The following is a 14,587-nucleotide window of genomic DNA, read 5'->3' on the forward strand; positions in this document are numbered from 1 at the left end:
CAGCGTATTCGCCTTAAGCGTTTGAAAAATCGGTGGATGCCCAAGCGGTAAGCACACCGTTGGTTTATTCGGCTACTGCTTCGCTGTCAATCACTGCCGCGGGCCGTTGCTCGCCCTTGCCGATTTCCAATAAATCCCAAAACAACAAACCGCCGCCCGCCGCCGTCATCAAACCAAATACCATGCGCCAGACCATTGCTTGCATGAACCAGGGATGATTTTGTGCGGCAAAATAGCCGGCCCAAGTTGAGCCTTCCACCGCGCGTTCGATAAACGATTGTTCGTAGCCGGCGATCAATAAAGCCACCGTCATGCCCATCACGCCCAGGTTTAATAGTACCGCTGCGGTTTTCCAGCGCCAGCCATTGGCAAGCTCGCCGCCCATCCAGACCTTACCGCGCGCTTGCTGTGCCGCCAGATAGAAGAAGGCGATGTTGATGGTGGCATAAGCGCCGAAGAAAGCTAAATGGCCGTGCGAAGCCGACCATTGGGTACCATGAGTATACAGATTGATTTGTGGCAGAGTGTGCATGAAGCCCCAAACGCCCGCACCGAGAAAGTTACCGAAAGCATGGGCTATGATCCAGGCCAAAGCAGGGTGGTTGCTGTTTTTGAAGCGATGCGCGCCGGCGTCGTAGATGGAATGCACCACCATTGCTACCAGCGGAATCGGTTCCAGCGCGGAGAAGAAGCCGCCGATGGTAAACCAGTATTCCGGTGTGCCTATCCAGAAGTAGTGATGGCCCAGGCCCAAGATGCCGGAGCCGAACATCAAGGCCACTTCGATATATAGCCAGGTTTGTACGACATTGCGACGCACGCCCAGCAATTTCATCAAACTCCAGGCCATGATGCAGCCGACCAATACTTCCCAGGTGGCTTCCACCCACAAGTGAATCACCCACCACCACCAGTATTGATCGACGGAAATATTGGTCACATAAAACATGCCGGCTAAATACAAACCGGCCAGCGCGACCAGGTCCAAAGTCAACACGCCGGCGATGCCGGACCATTTGCCCTTGGCAAAGGTGGCGGCCACATTATAGAAAAAGGTCAATACCACCACGACGATGCCAATGTCGGCCCAGCGTGGTGCTTCGATATACTCGCGGCCTTCGTTGATCAACCAGAGTGAGGTGTCGGTACCGCTGCCGATTTGAATCAGCAAGTACACCAAGACCACGACGGTGACGGCGCCGGTCAATACCCAGAACGCCAGTTGTCCCCATTTCAGGCCGACGATCTCGACGCCGCTCTCGTCTTCCAGAAACCAGTACACCGAGCCAAGAAAGCCATACAGCATCCATACCACCATGGCGTTGATGTGCACCATGCGGTTGACGTTGAAATCCAGGATTTCGTAGAGAAAGCTGGGGAAGATGAATTGTAGACCGGCCAGCAGGCCAAACAGCAATTGCGCCATGAACAGTACCATGGCCACGGTAAAGTAATGTACCGCCAGTTTTTGGCCGCCGCTCAGATGGGGGTTGGTCATGAGCTCGGTATGGCGTTGCTTGCAACCGGCCCAGCAGTTCGCCGCTTTTTCTTGATAAGCTTGTAAGGTCATTTATTGTTCCTCTTCGCCCAGCGCGATGAAATTATGCGGGAAGCCGTTGGTGTCGATAGACGACATCCATTTCAGGAAAGCAACGATGGCTTCAGCTTCTTGTGGCGTGATGTCCAGATTGGGCATCTTGCGGTTGGAGCCGTAGGTGCGGGCATTTTTTTCCGGATCGAGCAGGAAATTCACCATCATTTGCTCGCGCGATTCCTTGGCCCCCCAGCCTTGGTCCAGCCAGGCTTTGGTCAAGTCCGGCGCATAGTAGGCGCCGTTGCCGAGCAGGGTGTGGCAGTTCATGCAGTTCTTGGCTTGTACGGTTTTTTTGCCGTGGTCGATCAGTTTTTCGGCGTCTTCTTCGCTCAAAGTTTTGCCGAACAACGGTGCGTCCTCGCCTATGGTGGGTTGGTAGCGCTGCTTGGCTTTGTCGAAGCGATAGCTGATGTCTTTGTTTATCACGCTATAAGCCGGCACGCGCGGGCCGCCGGCACTGATTTGTTTCATCGAATCGAAGCTTAAAATAACCAGCAGCACAAAAGACCCGCCGGTCACCCAGATCGCGGTTTTTTTCCAGAATGTTTCCGACGCCCAGCGGGGCGGACTTTGCTCAGTCATGATGATCTCCAGATTGATGAGAGTGGTGAGTATCTGCATCGTGCGTCGCGGCGCACAACTTCCAGATAAAACGCGGCATCCAGCCGTAGCCGAGTACCATTAACAAGGACAGCAGCAGCCAATAATCGTTAAAATGATTGACGTAGCTGAACACCCCGACGCAAATCAACAAAGCAGCGTAGATTAACCAGGCGGCGAGCTCGAATTTGCGGCGGCCGCTGATCTTGGACCAGGCATACAACGCCGCATACACGGTAGCCAGCAAGATGATCAACGCCGCACTGAAAAAGCTCAGGAAAAAATCGGATAGGGCAACGGGTTCGATCAACATTAAATTTTACCGCCGGACAGTTTTATAACATGCGTTTAAAATGCAACTTTCGGGCAAGTGTAAGCGTCATTAACATTTATTTCAAATACGGCTTTTACCAAATTCACCGACATGCAATTGACTGCACATACCGATTACGCGCTGCGCGTACTGATTTATCTGGCTATCAACACTGAAAAACGGGTAACAATTACTGAATTAGCCGATTTTTTCGGCATCTCCAGAAACCACTTGGTCAAGGTGGTACACAAACTGGGCGTAAAAGGTTTTGTGCTGACGGTACGCGGCAAAGGGGGCGGCATTTGTTTGTCGCGGCCGGCGCGGGAGATCAGTGTCGGCAATGTGGTAAGGGAAGTGGAGGGGCACTTTCAGATGGCAGAATGTTTTAATCCCAAAAAGCAGGGTCATTGTGCCCTGGAGAAGGGGTGCGGGCTGATAGGATTGTTAGGCGGCGCTGTCGAGCAGTTTTTACAGACTTTGGACAAGGCGGTTTTGAGCGATTTGGTACCAGGGCCCCGGCCGAGTGGCTTGGATTGCGTACCGCTAAAACAGGGTTGAGGCATTGCAATGTTTAGGATGGGTAGAGCGAAGCGAAACCCATCAAGTGTCCTCAAACTGATGCGATGGGTTTCGGCTATCGCCCCTACCCATCCACCATTGTCAATAAAATCCGCTGGCAGCTATTTATCCAGAATGCTAGTTCCTCCGTTTTAACCTGTCCTTGGGCTGGTTTTTTTCGGTTAGCGGTAGGCTCCAACAAAGGGATTGCTGCGCATTTCCGCGCCAAAAGTAGACATAGGGCCGTGACCGGGGATGAATTTCACGTCCTCTCCTAAGGGCCAGAGTTTTAATTCAATCGAGTTGATTAAAGTTTGATGGTCGCCTTTTGGAAAGTCGGTGCGACCGATCGAGCCCTTGAATAGTACATCGCCGACCAGCGCCAGGCGCTCGTCCTCGCTGAAATACACCACATGGCCAGGTGTGTGTCCGGGGCAATGAATTACCAGTAACACTTCATTACCCACCTTAACCGTATCGCCGTCGTTCAGCCAACGCTGTGGGGTAAAACTCACCGATTCAGGAAAACCGAACATCCGGCATTGCTGCGCCAAGGCCTCGATCCAGAAGTTATCTTCAATTTGCGGGCCGATGATCGGCAACGAGAGTTTTTCCGCCAACTCCGCCACGCCGCCAACATGGTCGAGATGGCCGTGGGTGACCAGAATCGATTCCAGCTCCACGCCTCGCTTTTTGACTTCCTTCAGCAATACATCAAGGTCGCCGCCAGGGTCGACCAGAGCGGCTTTATTGGTTTGTTCGCAGACCAGTAAGGTGCAGTTTTGTTGATAGGCGGTGACCGGAATAATGGTGTAGCGCATGAAATTGATGTTGGCTGGAGGTTGGACTCCCGCTCGCGCGGGAGTGATAGATCAGTATCTTAGATATTTAGTAATAAATGTGCCGGCGCTTCCAGACACTCTTTGATGATACCCAAAAATTGCACCGCTTCCTTGCCGTCCACCAAACGATGGTCGTAGGACAAGGCCAGGTACATGATAGGCCTGATCACGATTTCGCCGTTTTCCACGACCGGCCGGTCCTTGATGGCGTGCATGCCTAAAATCGCGCATTGCGGTGGATTCAGGATGGGCGTGGACAACATGGAACCGAAGATGCCGCCGTTGGTGATGGTAAAGGTGCCGCCGCTGAGGTCTTCGACGCTGATCGAGCCGTTGCGGGCTTTATTGCCGAAATCGTGTATGCCTTTTTCGATGCCGGCGAAATCCAGTTGGTCGGCGTCGCGCAAAATCGGCACGATTAGGCCGCGCGGTGTAGTCACGGCGATACCGATGTCGTAATAACCGTGGTAGATAATATCGCTGCCGTCGATGGATGCGTTAATGGCCGGGAAGCGTTTTAAGCCTTCGATGGATGCCTTGACGAAGAAGGACATGAAACCCAGCTTGATGCTGTGCTTGGTTTCGAAACGATCTTTGTAGTGATTGCGCAGATCGATGACGGCGCTTAGATTGACTTCGTTAAAGGTAGTCAGCATCGCCGCATTTTGCTGGGCTTGCAGCAAGCGTTCGGCTACTTTGGCACGTAAGCGAGTCATCGGCACTCGCTGTTCCGGCCTCAGGCTGGCAACGGCTGTGGCGGACAACGGCGAGTGGGTTTCCGTAGCCGGCGCGGGCGCGGGAGTAGGCGCAGGTGGCGCATCTTTCGTTTGCGTGTTCAAGAAATCCAAGACGTCGGTTTTCAGAATCCTGCCATGTTTGCCGGAGCCGGCGATGGCTTGCGGATCAAGATCCTTTTCGGCAACCAGTTTGCGAACGGAAGGGCTAAGCACGGCTTCTTCGGTTTTTTCGGCTGCCTGGGCTGGTTTGGTTTGCTGGGCGTCCAGTTTGGCGAGTAGTTGGCCGCCAACCACGGTTTCGCCGTCTTGTACCACCAGTTCCAGAAGAGTTCCGGATTTGGGGGCCGGTACTTCCAGGATGACTTTGTCGGTTTCGAGATCAGCCAGATTGTCGCCTTCGTTTACCCATTCGCCCGCCTGTTTGTGCCATGCGACTAAGGTGGCATCGGATACGGATTCGGGAAGGCTGGGGACCAGTATTTCAAAGCTCATGTGTATTTCCTTCGTTGCTGCCATAGAGCGCGGCGTTTACCACGGCGCGTTGTTCATTGAGATGGGTTTTGTAATTGCCGACCGCCGGAGAAGCCGACGCGACCCGGCCGGCATAACTGATCGGGATATTCTTGTCTAGCAAATCGAAAAAATGGTGCTTGCTTTGGTACCAGGCGCCTTGGTTTTTAGGCTCTTCCTGACACCAGACAATATGTTCGACATTGGGATATTTGTCGATTTCGCGTTTGAATTGTTCGTTCGGAAACGGGTAGAGCTGCTCGATACGAATAATCGCGACATGGCGCAGTTGCTCCTGATCCAGGCGGCGGGCCTCCAACAAATCGAAATAGACTTTGCCGGCGCACAATACTATGCGTGTGACATGGTAGGGATCGATATCGTCTTGTTCGCCTATCACGTTCAAAAATTCGCCGTCGGTTAAATCGCTGAGTGTCGATACCGCCAGCTTGTGTCGTAGCAGGCTTTTCGGGCTCATGACGATCAGCGGCTTACGATATTGGCGTAACATTTGCCGGCGCAGCAAATGAAAAATTTGCGCCGGGGTGGTGGGGACGCAGACTTGGATATTGTGGTCGGCACACAACTGTAAATAGCGCTCCAGGCGAGCCGAGGAATGTTCCGGGCCTTGGCCTTCAAAACCGTGCGGCAGCAGCATGACCAAACCGCTGAGCTTGCCCCATTTGGTTTCACCGGAGGAAATGAATTGGTCGATGACCACTTGCGCGCCGTTGGCGAAATCGCCGAATTGCGCTTCCCAGATCACCAATTTATTCGGTTCGGTGGAACTGTAGCCGTATTCGAAACCCAAGACGCCGGCTTCCGAGAGCAGGGAGTTAAAGATTTGGGCGCGGCCCTGGTTTTCGCTCAAATGTTTGAGCGGGATGTAGTTTTCACCGTTGGCCTGATTCAGCAAAATGGCATGGCGATGCGAGAAAGTACCGCGGCCTATGTCCTGGCCGGTCAATCGCATGTCATATTTTTCCAGTAGCAGCGACGCATAAGCCAAATTTTCCGCGAAACCCCAATCCATCGGGATTTCGCCGGCCGCCATTTTATTGCGGTCATCCATGACTTTGGCGACTCTGGGGTGCAACTCAAAACCCTCCGGCAAGCTTTGCAAGCGTTGGTTGCAGAATTGGAGATACTCCAAGCTTATCGAGGTATCAGCTGGCGTGTCCCAATGTTTGTTTTGATAGGGCACCCAGCGCGCTGAGTATGAGTAAACATTGTTTTCGATAATCGGCCGTGATACCGGTTGCCCCTCGTTGAGCAGTTGTTGGTAATCCTGCTCCATTTTCTGCACCATGTCTTCGGTGACGACACCTTCCGCCATTAATTTTTGAGCATAGATTTGCGGCGGCGTTTGGTGGTCGCGGATGGATTTGTACATCATCGGCTGGGTAGCCGCCGGTTCGTCGGCTTCGTTGTGGCCGTGGCGGCGATAGCAAATCAAGTCGATAACCACATCTTTATGAAAGGTATTGCGGTAATCCAATGCCAATTGCGTGATGAAAATCACCGCTTCCGGATCGTCGCCGTTGACGTGAAATACCGGCGCCTGAATCATGTTGGCAACGTCGGTGCAATACAGGGTGGAGCGCGCGTCGAACGGGTTGCTGGTGGTAAAGCCGATTTGGTTATTAATGACGATATGTACCGTTCCGCCCGTTGAAAACGCCCGCGTTTCCGACATATTCAAGGTTTCCATCACAATACCCTGGCCGGCAAACGCGGCGTCGCCGTGAATTAATATCGGCAAAATTGCGTCAAAACCATCCGGGCCATGGCGATCTTGGCGGGCTTTTACTGAACCTTCCACCACCGGATTGATGATTTCCAAATGCGAGGGGTTGAAGGCCAGCGTCAAATGAATCGGGCCACCCGGTGTGGCGATATTGGACGAAAAGCCTTGGTGGTATTTGACGTCGCCGGTCAATACGCCGGGCGAGGACGTGTGAGTGCCCTCGAATTCGCCGAACAATACCGCCGGGCTTTTACCCAATATATTAATGAGTACGTTCAACCGGCCGCGGTGGGCCATGCCGATGACGATTTCCTTGCCTTTGTGTTCGCCGGCGCGTTGGATTAATTCGTCCAGTATCGGAATCAAAGACTCACCACCTTCCAGCGAAAAGCGTTTTTGGCCGACATATTTGCGGTGCAGGAAGCGCTCCAAGCCTTCGGCCGCGATCAGCAACTTTAAAAGCCATTGGCGTTTTTCCGGGTGGCTGCTGAAATCCGGTTTTGCGCCTTCCAGTTTATCCTTGATCCAACGCTTCTTCTCGTCATCGACGATGTGCATGTATTCGCTGCCGATGCTGCCGCAGTAAATCTCGTTAAGCGTTTGAATAATGGCTTTTAAGGGCAAGCGATCAACGCCGCACAAACCGCCGGTGTCGAACAGTGTGCTCATGTCCGCATCCGTCAAACCATAATATATGGGTTCTAAGTCGGCTGGAATGCTTTGCGATTGGCCAAGCGGGTTGTTAGAGGCTATCTGATGGCCTTTGACCCGGTAATGATTGATCAAACGGGCTACCGCCGATTGCTTCTTGACGCTTTGCTCGGTAAAACCCTGCATTCTGGCCAGTCTGCCTGGTTCCGCAATCGCCAACTTTTCAAAGCGTTCCACAATTACACTGTGCGGCGTATCCTCGGTGGCACCACTGCGAATGTGGTCGAAGCGCTGTCGCCAGCTCGGGCTGATGGATTCCGGATTGCTCAAGTACTGTTCGTACAAGTACTCGATGAAATGGGCGTTGCCTCCGTACAATGAGGAGGACTCTTCAAATTGTTTAAGCAGGCTACTCATGCAAACATCCAGGTTTTCGGCAAGTTCAGCCGATTATGTTAGAACTAAAATGTTATATTACCAAGGACAATGTGTTGTAACGGGCTAGTGCATCAAGTGATTCCAGTTTCATTTGGTTGATTCAATATCGGGAAAAAACATGGCTGATAATAAAGTAGTTATCAAAATTAATTATGATAGGAAACACCCAAGCATAAACGCGGAGCCGCAAACGGTAACGGTTTGGCATATTCGCAGGATACTGGTTGCGGTTCTGGTGTTAGTTTTGATGCTAATAGTATTATTTTCATGGTTTGGTGGCGGCGATGAAGATACCGATACTCAGATCGATACCACGGAAAAAGTTCAAAAATTAAATACACCGGATGTTGAAATGGTTGAACGGCAGGAGCCTGCGCTATTGGAAAAGCCAGTGCCGGCGATAGTGCGGCAGGCATCAGCTAACTCAGAAAGTGTTAAAAAAATAGACAGTGTTAAAAAGCCGGCGGCGATTATATTGGACCGCAAGGTTATCAGAGCCTCTTTAAATACCGAGCCGAAGGATGATGAGCCCGGCGAACCGATTAAGTCGCCGCTGAGAGTTATTCCTAACCAATCACGGGAAGTTTTTTATTTTAGTGAGATAAAAAACATGAAGGGTAGATCTTTGTTTCATCGATGGTCGCGTAACGGTCAAATCGTGCATCAAAAACAATTGGATATGAAAGATAAAATAACCAAGGTATGGTCTAGTAAAATCTTGTCTGCCAAAGATAAAGGCGAATGGCAAGTACAGTTGACGGATAAGAAAGGTAAGGTATATTCCGAGGTCAATTTTTCAGTTAACCCTGAATAATAGTTTTATTTATAAACGCCGGGTGATAGAATTGCTTGCGTTTTTTGATTAACGAGGAAAATATGACTGACTTTAATAAACTATCCGAAGCCGAATTACAGGCTGTTATTGATAATGCCGAAAAAGCATTAAAAGAAAGACAATCCAGTAAACGTAAGGAAGTTATTGCGCAAATTAAGGAATTAGCGGCTTCTATCGGTGTAACGGTCGATATTCAAGACGGCGAAAAAAAATCCGAAAGAAAAACCGGCAAAGTTGCGGCTAGATACCGTAGTCCTAACGATGCGTCCTTAACTTGGTCTGGCCGTGGATTGGCGCCGAAATGGATGCAGGAACTACTGGCCTCAGGTCGCAATAAAGCCGAGTTCGAAATTAAATAATCTTCGGATTCAAACCGTAGTCTGGTTTATCCAGTCTTTTAAACGGTTTGCTACCCAGGCTCCATCGTCCAAACATAGATCATGGCCCGCCCACGGGTGCTTGAAGATGTCGATTTGCCATTTATTATGAATGGCGTCGGAACAAGCCGGTGCGACTAATCGGTCGCCCCGGCCGTTCAATATCAGCAACGGTGTCTCGGGTTTTTTCTGACTAGGCCGATAGCGTGCCGCTGCTTTTAGCTGTCTGATTCCATTAGCAAGGCTGATAGGCCGAACTTGCTGTATGGCGGTCCAGGCCTTGGCCGTTTCCGCGTAGAGATTTTGCCGGTTACTAACCAGCTGAAGGATTGCCAGTTCTCTGTGATACAAATCCCTTTCCAGTAATAACTGAAAAAACTGCGGATAACTCTGCCAACGCATGCGCCGATAAAACGGGCTTAAGCCTGCAAAGCTGGTATTGACCAGGGCGGCAGCGGCGATGTCGTGCGGATAGCGCTGTAACCACTCCCAGGCTACCATGCCGCCGAGCGATAGTGCGAGTAACGTTACCGGCTTTGCCAGCAAGCCATAGTCTAAAGCCTGGCCGCGGACTTGTGCCGTTATCGCTTCGATGCTGTCCGGGCTAGGTTCTTGGTAATACCGGCCGGTGCCTGGCAAATCGATAGTACTGACGGTTGATCGCGGAAAAGCCTGTTGCAACAAATCCGGAAAATTTCCCCAATGTGCAGCCTCTCGGCACAGCCCACGCAGTAATAACCAATGTTGCCCGGCTGCTTCAGGCATACCAGAAATCCATCGCTTGTTGCCGATTATGTTCTTGCTGTTGGCTGGTCAATGTCGCCCATTTTTGCGGATAGAGCAGGCTGCGATACAGGAAATCGAATAAGGTCAGATGCCGACGCATGATGCGCTGTTGGCGATGCGGTAACAAGGGGTGAAACAAGCCGTGACGTTGAAACAAATGCGTCGGGCTTTTACGCAGCCACAGCCAAGAGCCCATCTCCAGCGTCAACGGCAGAAACACGCGCTGTCTACCGTGCCGGTCGATAAAGTCGTCATATAGATAATCCCATAAATCGCCGCTGATGACGTATTCCTGGCTCATAGGCTCTATTTTATAAAAATGATGCGGGTAGCAGCGATCAAACAGTTGTTTTAAGCCGTATGCTTCGGCGATGCCTGGAAACGGCGTCTGGCAGGACGCATAGGGAAACCATAACCTATCGTGTATCCCAAACCCCGAATGCAGATCGATAGCAATCGATAACGGTGCATTGAACAGATGTTTATGCACCACCCGGCATAGGGCTTGGGCTTCCTTTTCCATTTTCGATTCATCGCCGCGATACCAGGGCAGTTTGGCGCTGAAACGCTGGCCGCTGTATAGCCGGGTATTGCCGATACTTTCGATGGGCGAATTGCGCATCAAATCCACGCCATAGCCGTTGCAGCGCGTGCCTCGATAGACGCCTACCGGGTTGACGATGGGCACAAATACCAGTCGCGAATGCTGCAAACGAGCGTTAAATTCTTGATCCCAATCCAATAATTGCAGGATGGTTTGTAAGTAAGCCAGTATGACTTCCGAGCCGATTTTCTCCAGGCCATGCACGCCGCCGAAAAAAGCCAATACTGGGACGTCCGGGCTGTTTGAACCCAGGCTGAGGCAATGGATGGGAAATTGCGTGTCTTTGTAGCTTATTTGCTCGACGATCTCGCAATGGGCGCGGTCGCCGAATTGCCGGATCAGTGCTTCCAGCTGATCCAACTCCGGGAATGAACGATTTTCCATGAATTCGCGCCAATCTACCCCGCCAGTGATTTTTCGATGTAGCGCTGTCTTTTTTTGGGTGCGATTTTATCGACCTCCACCATGATCAGGCCGTCGATACAATTGTTAAAGTCCGGGTCGATATTGAAGGCGACGAAATGGCAGCCTTTATCCACGCATAATTCCACGTATTGTTTATAAAGCGTAGGCACCTTGACGCCCAGTTTTTTCAGTTCGCTATTCAGTATTTTGAAACTGGTGGAGTAGTCGGCGCTGAATTCGGTGGCGGCAAATGCCTTGCCTTGTTGCGAAATCACGAACGGTGTTCTGGCTTTGGTGTGCTGTAAATCGGAGGCAAACTGCTGTTGGTAAAAACCGATAATCAGTTCTTTGGCGGCCTGCGGATAGGCATTGCTGATACTAACGGGGCCGAATAGGTATTTGATGTCCGGGCGTTCGCGCAAATACGCGCCTATACCGTACCAAAGGTAATCCAGGCTGTGCTGTCCCCAATAACGCGGTTGGACAAAGCTGCGGCCCAATTCAATGCTGTAGGGCAGATAAGTTTCAAATTCGCTACGCAAATCGAACAGCGTTTGCGTATAAAAGCCGTCCACGCCGTGGCTGGCCATAATAGCCGAGCCTTCGCCGACTCGGTAGGCGCCGACGATTTCCAGATCGTTGTCGTCCCACAGCACGATATGGCTGTAGTAAATATCGAATTTGTCCAGATCCAAAGCCAGGCCCGTGCCTTCCTCGACCGTTCTGAAGGTCAGCTCGCGCAAGCGGGCGATCTCCCGCATCACCGGGCAATCGTCTTGAAACTGGTATAAAAAGATCTTTTTGCCGTCGCGAGTTTCGCCAAGCAGACGCGATTGGTACAAGGCCTTCTTCACCGCTTTGGTGTCAGAAGGATGCACTACGGTGGCGACGGTCTCAAATAGCGCCGGTTTGTTTTTCTTGCCCAGGTTTTGTACGTGCTTACGAAAGCGCTGACTCAGCTGTTTGTTGCTTTCCTCGCTATCGGCAATAACTTGGTAAGGTACCGGAGCGCCGACCATGAATTTAATTTCCTGGCCCTTTTTGTTGAACATCTCCTTGACTAGCAGCATCGTGCCCAGCGGTTTGTATAGCGTCGAGGCGCTATAAAACAAGGCGGAGTTTTTGGCTTTGATAAAGATCGGCAGGATAGGGCACTGCGCCCTGCGGGCCAGCTTGATAAAACCGGATTGCCAGGCACCGTCGCGAATGCCTTTAGGGGTGATGCGCGACACTTCGCCGGCCGGAAAGAAAATGATCGCTTCTTCATGCTCCAGTGCATCCAGCATGACTTTATAAACGTCTTTCAGTTTTTTCTTGTCGGATAACACATCGACCGGTAAGAAGATCGATTGCAAGGGCTCCATGTGCGATAAAACCCGGTTGGCGACGATGCGCACGTCGGGTCGTACTGATCGAATCAGTTTCACCAGGGCTAAGCCATCCAATGTGCCGATCGGGTGATTGGCGACGATCAGCAAGCGACCTTCGGAGGGGATATTGTTGTAACAATCGTTGCTGACTTGATAATTGAACTTGAAATAATTCAATAATTTGTCGAGGAAGGCGAAGCCGCGTAGATGTTGGTTTTTACGGATAACGTCGTTGAAATCGTCTTCGTGGATCAGTTTTTTTAAAGCTTGTACGACCAGCTTATTGTCTTTGCCAAATTTAAAGTCGGGATAGGTTTCTTGCAGAATGCGTTCAGCATCGATCATCGCTCAGTGTCCTGGAAAAAGGAGTATGGCGGGATTCTAGTGAGCGAATATGTCAGAAATATGTCAGTCCGCAGACTGAAGAAGAATGACAGGCAATGGTGGATTATGAGTGATGAAGTAATCTTGGCAGGCTGTAAAAACCCCTTCCCGAGCGAGAGAGGGGCTTTCGATGGCGACAATCAGTGAACTTTTTGAGCGGGTTTCTCCGGTGTCAATACGGTGTTTTGCGGCGGCTGACTGTTGTCCAGATCCGGATAATCCTTGGTGTAATGCAAGCCCCGGCTTTCCTTGCGCTGCTGCGCGCAGCGGATGATCAGCTCGGCCACGATGACCAAATTGCGCAGCTCCAACAGGTCGCTGGTAATGCGGAACTGGCCGTAGTACTCGGCAATTTCTTCCTTCAACAAGACTAGCCGGTTCATCGCCCGTTCCAAACGTTTGTTGGTGCGGACGATGCCTACGTAATCCCACATGAAACGGCGCAATTCGTCCCAATTGTGCGCGATCACCACTTCCTCATCAGAGTCGCCGACTTTGGATTCGTCCCAATCCGGTAGTGGCAGCTGTTCCGGCAATTGCGCGAATCTGCGGCGAATGTCCTGATTGGCTTGTTCCGCGAACACTAAACACTCCAGCAGCGAATTGCTGGCCATGCGGTTAGCCCCGTGCAATCCGGTGCAGGCAACTTCGCCGATGGCGTACAAGCCGGGGATGTCGGTGCGGGCGTTGGCATCGGTCAATACGCCGCCGCAAGTGTAATGCGCGGCCGGAACCACGGGAATCGGTTGCTGGCTGATATCGATATCCAGTTCCAAGCATTGCGTATAAATAGTGGGGAAGTGTTTTTGGATGAACTCCCGCGATTTGTGGCTGATGTCCAAATACACGCATTCGATACCGTGTTTCTTGATTTCGCTATCGATGGCGCGGGCCACAATGTCGCGCGGCGCCAATTCCATGCGCTCGTCGTAACGGCGCATGAAACGCTCGCCGTCGGGCAGGATCAAATGTGCGCCTTCGCCGCGCACCGCTTCGCTGATTAAAAACGAACGCGCAGTGGGGTGGTACAGGCAGGTAGGATGAAATTGCATGAATTCCATATTGCTGATCCGGCAGCCGGCCCGCCAGGCCAACGCAATCCCGTCGCCGCTGGAAATGTGTGGATTCGTTGAATACAGATAAACCTTGTTGGCACCGCCGGTCGCCAGCACGACTACTTTCGCGGCTATCGATTTGATGCTGCCGGATTTACTGTCCAATACATAGGCGCCGCATATGCGTTGTTCGCTTGCCCCCAACTTGGTAGCGGTGATCAGTTCGACGACATTGTGGTATTCCAGGAGGGTGATATTCGGGTGCGCCTGGGCGCGCTCGATCAACGACAGCGAGACCGCTTTGCCGGTGGCGTCGTCAGTATGCACAATTCGCCGATGCGAATGGCCGCCTTCACGGTTTAAATGCAATTGTTTGGCTCCGTCGGCGTTACGCTCTTCGGTAAAGTTCACACCTTGTTGACGCAGCCATTCGATGCTTTGCCGGCCCTGAGCGACGGTGAGTCTGACGATCTCCGGATCGCATAAGCCGGCGCCGGCGATCAAGGTGTCTTCGATATGCGATTCTATCGAATCGTATTCTTCGTCAAATACCGCAGAGATGCCGCCTTGGGCGTAATAAGTGCTGCATTCGGTCAATGCGAATTTGGCGAGCACTGCCACCTTATAGGTGTCGGCAAGATGAAGCGCAAGACTCAGCCCGGCGCCGCCACTGCCGGCGATAAGGATGTCGTAATGGGAATCAGCGGTATGGTTGGGTTGGTTTGCTGTCAGTGTGGTCAACTTTGCGGCCGGATGAATAGTTTTAGCGTTTTTGAATAAT

The 14,587-nt window shown here is 51.7% G+C and carries 13 protein-coding genes; 3 read left to right on the forward strand and 10 right to left on the reverse strand.

Annotated elements, in window-relative coordinates:
• Positions 1-64: 64 nt before the first annotated feature.
• From QLH52_RS17635 to QLH52_RS17645, 3 genes are read right to left on the reverse strand one after another with little or no spacing between them, the layout of a single operon-like run.
• Positions 65-1,570: a cbb3-type cytochrome c oxidase subunit I gene (locus tag QLH52_RS17635; RefSeq protein ID WP_319962419.1), complete on the reverse strand. Its 1,506-nt coding sequence runs from the start codon at positions 1,568-1,570 to the stop codon at positions 65-67.
• Entirely contained in the window at positions 1,571-2,176 is a 606-nt protein-coding gene (locus QLH52_RS17640; RefSeq protein ID WP_319962420.1) for a c-type cytochrome, read from the reverse strand. It lies immediately after the preceding gene.
• Complete coding sequence (locus QLH52_RS17645; RefSeq protein ID WP_051669963.1) at positions 2,169-2,507, reverse strand: hypothetical protein; 339 nt, start codon at positions 2,505-2,507, stop codon at positions 2,169-2,171. Before QLH52_RS17645 ends, QLH52_RS17640 begins: the two co-directional genes overlap by 8 nt.
• A gap of 111 nt (positions 2,508-2,618) precedes the next feature.
• On the opposite strand from QLH52_RS17645, the gene QLH52_RS17650 reads away from it, so the two are divergent.
• Positions 2,619-3,065, forward strand: coding sequence for an Rrf2 family transcriptional regulator (locus tag QLH52_RS17650; protein WP_319962421.1), 447 nt, complete (start codon positions 2,619-2,621; stop codon positions 3,063-3,065).
• Positions 3,066-3,247: 182 nt separating this feature from the next.
• On the opposite strand, the gene QLH52_RS17655 is transcribed toward QLH52_RS17650, so the two are convergent.
• From QLH52_RS17655 to QLH52_RS17665, 3 genes are read right to left on the reverse strand one after another with little or no spacing between them, the layout of a single operon-like run.
• A complete protein-coding gene (locus QLH52_RS17655; RefSeq protein ID WP_033156618.1) occupies positions 3,248-3,886 on the reverse strand; it encodes an MBL fold metallo-hydrolase in 639 nt (212 codons plus the stop codon).
• A 59-nt stretch (positions 3,887-3,945) separates the two neighbouring features.
• On the reverse strand, positions 3,946-5,136 hold the full coding sequence (gene odhB / locus QLH52_RS17660) for a 2-oxoglutarate dehydrogenase complex dihydrolipoyllysine-residue succinyltransferase (RefSeq protein WP_319962422.1): 1,191 nt from the start codon (positions 5,134-5,136) through the stop codon (positions 3,946-3,948).
• A complete protein-coding gene (locus tag QLH52_RS17665; RefSeq protein WP_205450461.1) occupies positions 5,126-7,969 on the reverse strand; it encodes a 2-oxoglutarate dehydrogenase E1 component in 2,844 nt (947 codons plus the stop codon). Before QLH52_RS17665 ends, odhB begins: the two co-directional genes overlap by 11 nt.
• A gap of 139 nt (positions 7,970-8,108) precedes the next feature.
• Here QLH52_RS17665 and QLH52_RS17670 point away from each other — a divergent pair, with 139 nt between their 5' ends.
• Together QLH52_RS17670 and QLH52_RS17675 are read left to right on the forward strand one after the other, a co-directional pair.
• A complete protein-coding gene (locus QLH52_RS17670; RefSeq protein ID WP_205450460.1) occupies positions 8,109-8,804 on the forward strand; it encodes a DUF2914 domain-containing protein in 696 nt (231 codons plus the stop codon).
• 62 nt (positions 8,805-8,866) lie between these two features.
• Entirely contained in the window at positions 8,867-9,184 is a 318-nt protein-coding gene (locus QLH52_RS17675) for an H-NS histone family protein (protein WP_033156614.1), read from the forward strand.
• A 9-nt stretch (positions 9,185-9,193) separates the two neighbouring features.
• Here QLH52_RS17675 and QLH52_RS17680 read toward each other — a convergent pair whose 3' ends face one another.
• The 4 genes from QLH52_RS17680 to nadB form a co-directional block, all read right to left on the reverse strand.
• Positions 9,194-9,967, reverse strand: a complete 774-nt coding sequence (locus QLH52_RS17680) for an alpha/beta fold hydrolase (RefSeq protein WP_319962423.1) — start codon at positions 9,965-9,967, stop codon at positions 9,194-9,196.
• Positions 9,960-10,976, reverse strand: a complete 1,017-nt coding sequence (locus QLH52_RS17685) for a M14 family zinc carboxypeptidase (RefSeq protein WP_319962424.1) — start codon at positions 10,974-10,976, stop codon at positions 9,960-9,962. Before QLH52_RS17685 ends, QLH52_RS17680 begins: the two co-directional genes overlap by 8 nt.
• A 14-nt stretch (positions 10,977-10,990) precedes the next feature.
• Positions 10,991-12,712 (reverse strand): bifunctional ornithine lipid synthase OlsF, encoded by a 1,722-nt coding sequence (olsF, locus tag QLH52_RS17690; RefSeq protein ID WP_205450457.1) that lies wholly within the window; start codon positions 12,710-12,712, stop codon positions 10,991-10,993.
• A gap of 179 nt (positions 12,713-12,891) precedes the next feature.
• Entirely contained in the window at positions 12,892-14,547 is a 1,656-nt protein-coding gene (gene nadB, locus QLH52_RS17695; RefSeq protein ID WP_319962425.1) for an L-aspartate oxidase, read from the reverse strand.
• Between the last annotated feature and the right edge of the window lie 40 nt (positions 14,548-14,587).

This window comes from Methylomonas defluvii, from assembly GCF_033949435.1.
Classification (GTDB): Bacteria; Pseudomonadota; Gammaproteobacteria; order Methylococcales; family Methylomonadaceae; genus Methylomonas; species Methylomonas defluvii.

Coding starts and splice junctions, on each gene's coding strand:
- QLH52_RS17635 (WP_319962419.1), bottom strand. CDS start 1,570: ATGACCTTACAAGCTTATCAAGAAAAAGCGGCGAACTGCTGGGCCGGT.
- QLH52_RS17640 (WP_319962420.1), bottom strand. CDS start 2,176: ATGACTGAGCAAAGTCCGCCCCGCTGGGCGTCGGAAACATTCTGGAAA.
- QLH52_RS17645 (WP_051669963.1), bottom strand. CDS start 2,507: ATGTTGATCGAACCCGTTGCCCTATCCGATTTTTTCCTGAGCTTTTTC.
- QLH52_RS17650 (WP_319962421.1), top strand. CDS start 2,619: ATGCAATTGACTGCACATACCGATTACGCGCTGCGCGTACTGATTTAT.
- QLH52_RS17655 (WP_033156618.1), bottom strand. CDS start 3,886: ATGCGCTACACCATTATTCCGGTCACCGCCTATCAACAAAACTGCACC.
- odhB (WP_319962422.1), bottom strand. CDS start 5,136: ATGAGCTTTGAAATACTGGTCCCCAGCCTTCCCGAATCCGTATCCGAT.
- QLH52_RS17665 (WP_205450461.1), bottom strand. CDS start 7,969: ATGAGTAGCCTGCTTAAACAATTTGAAGAGTCCTCCTCATTGTACGGA.
- QLH52_RS17670 (WP_205450460.1), top strand. CDS start 8,109: ATGGCTGATAATAAAGTAGTTATCAAAATTAATTATGATAGGAAACAC.
- QLH52_RS17675 (WP_033156614.1), top strand. CDS start 8,867: ATGACTGACTTTAATAAACTATCCGAAGCCGAATTACAGGCTGTTATT.
- QLH52_RS17680 (WP_319962423.1), bottom strand. CDS start 9,967: ATGCCTGAAGCAGCCGGGCAACATTGGTTATTACTGCGTGGGCTGTGC.
- QLH52_RS17685 (WP_319962424.1), bottom strand. CDS start 10,976: ATGGAAAATCGTTCATTCCCGGAGTTGGATCAGCTGGAAGCACTGATC.
- olsF (WP_205450457.1), bottom strand. CDS start 12,712: ATGATCGATGCTGAACGCATTCTGCAAGAAACCTATCCCGACTTTAAA.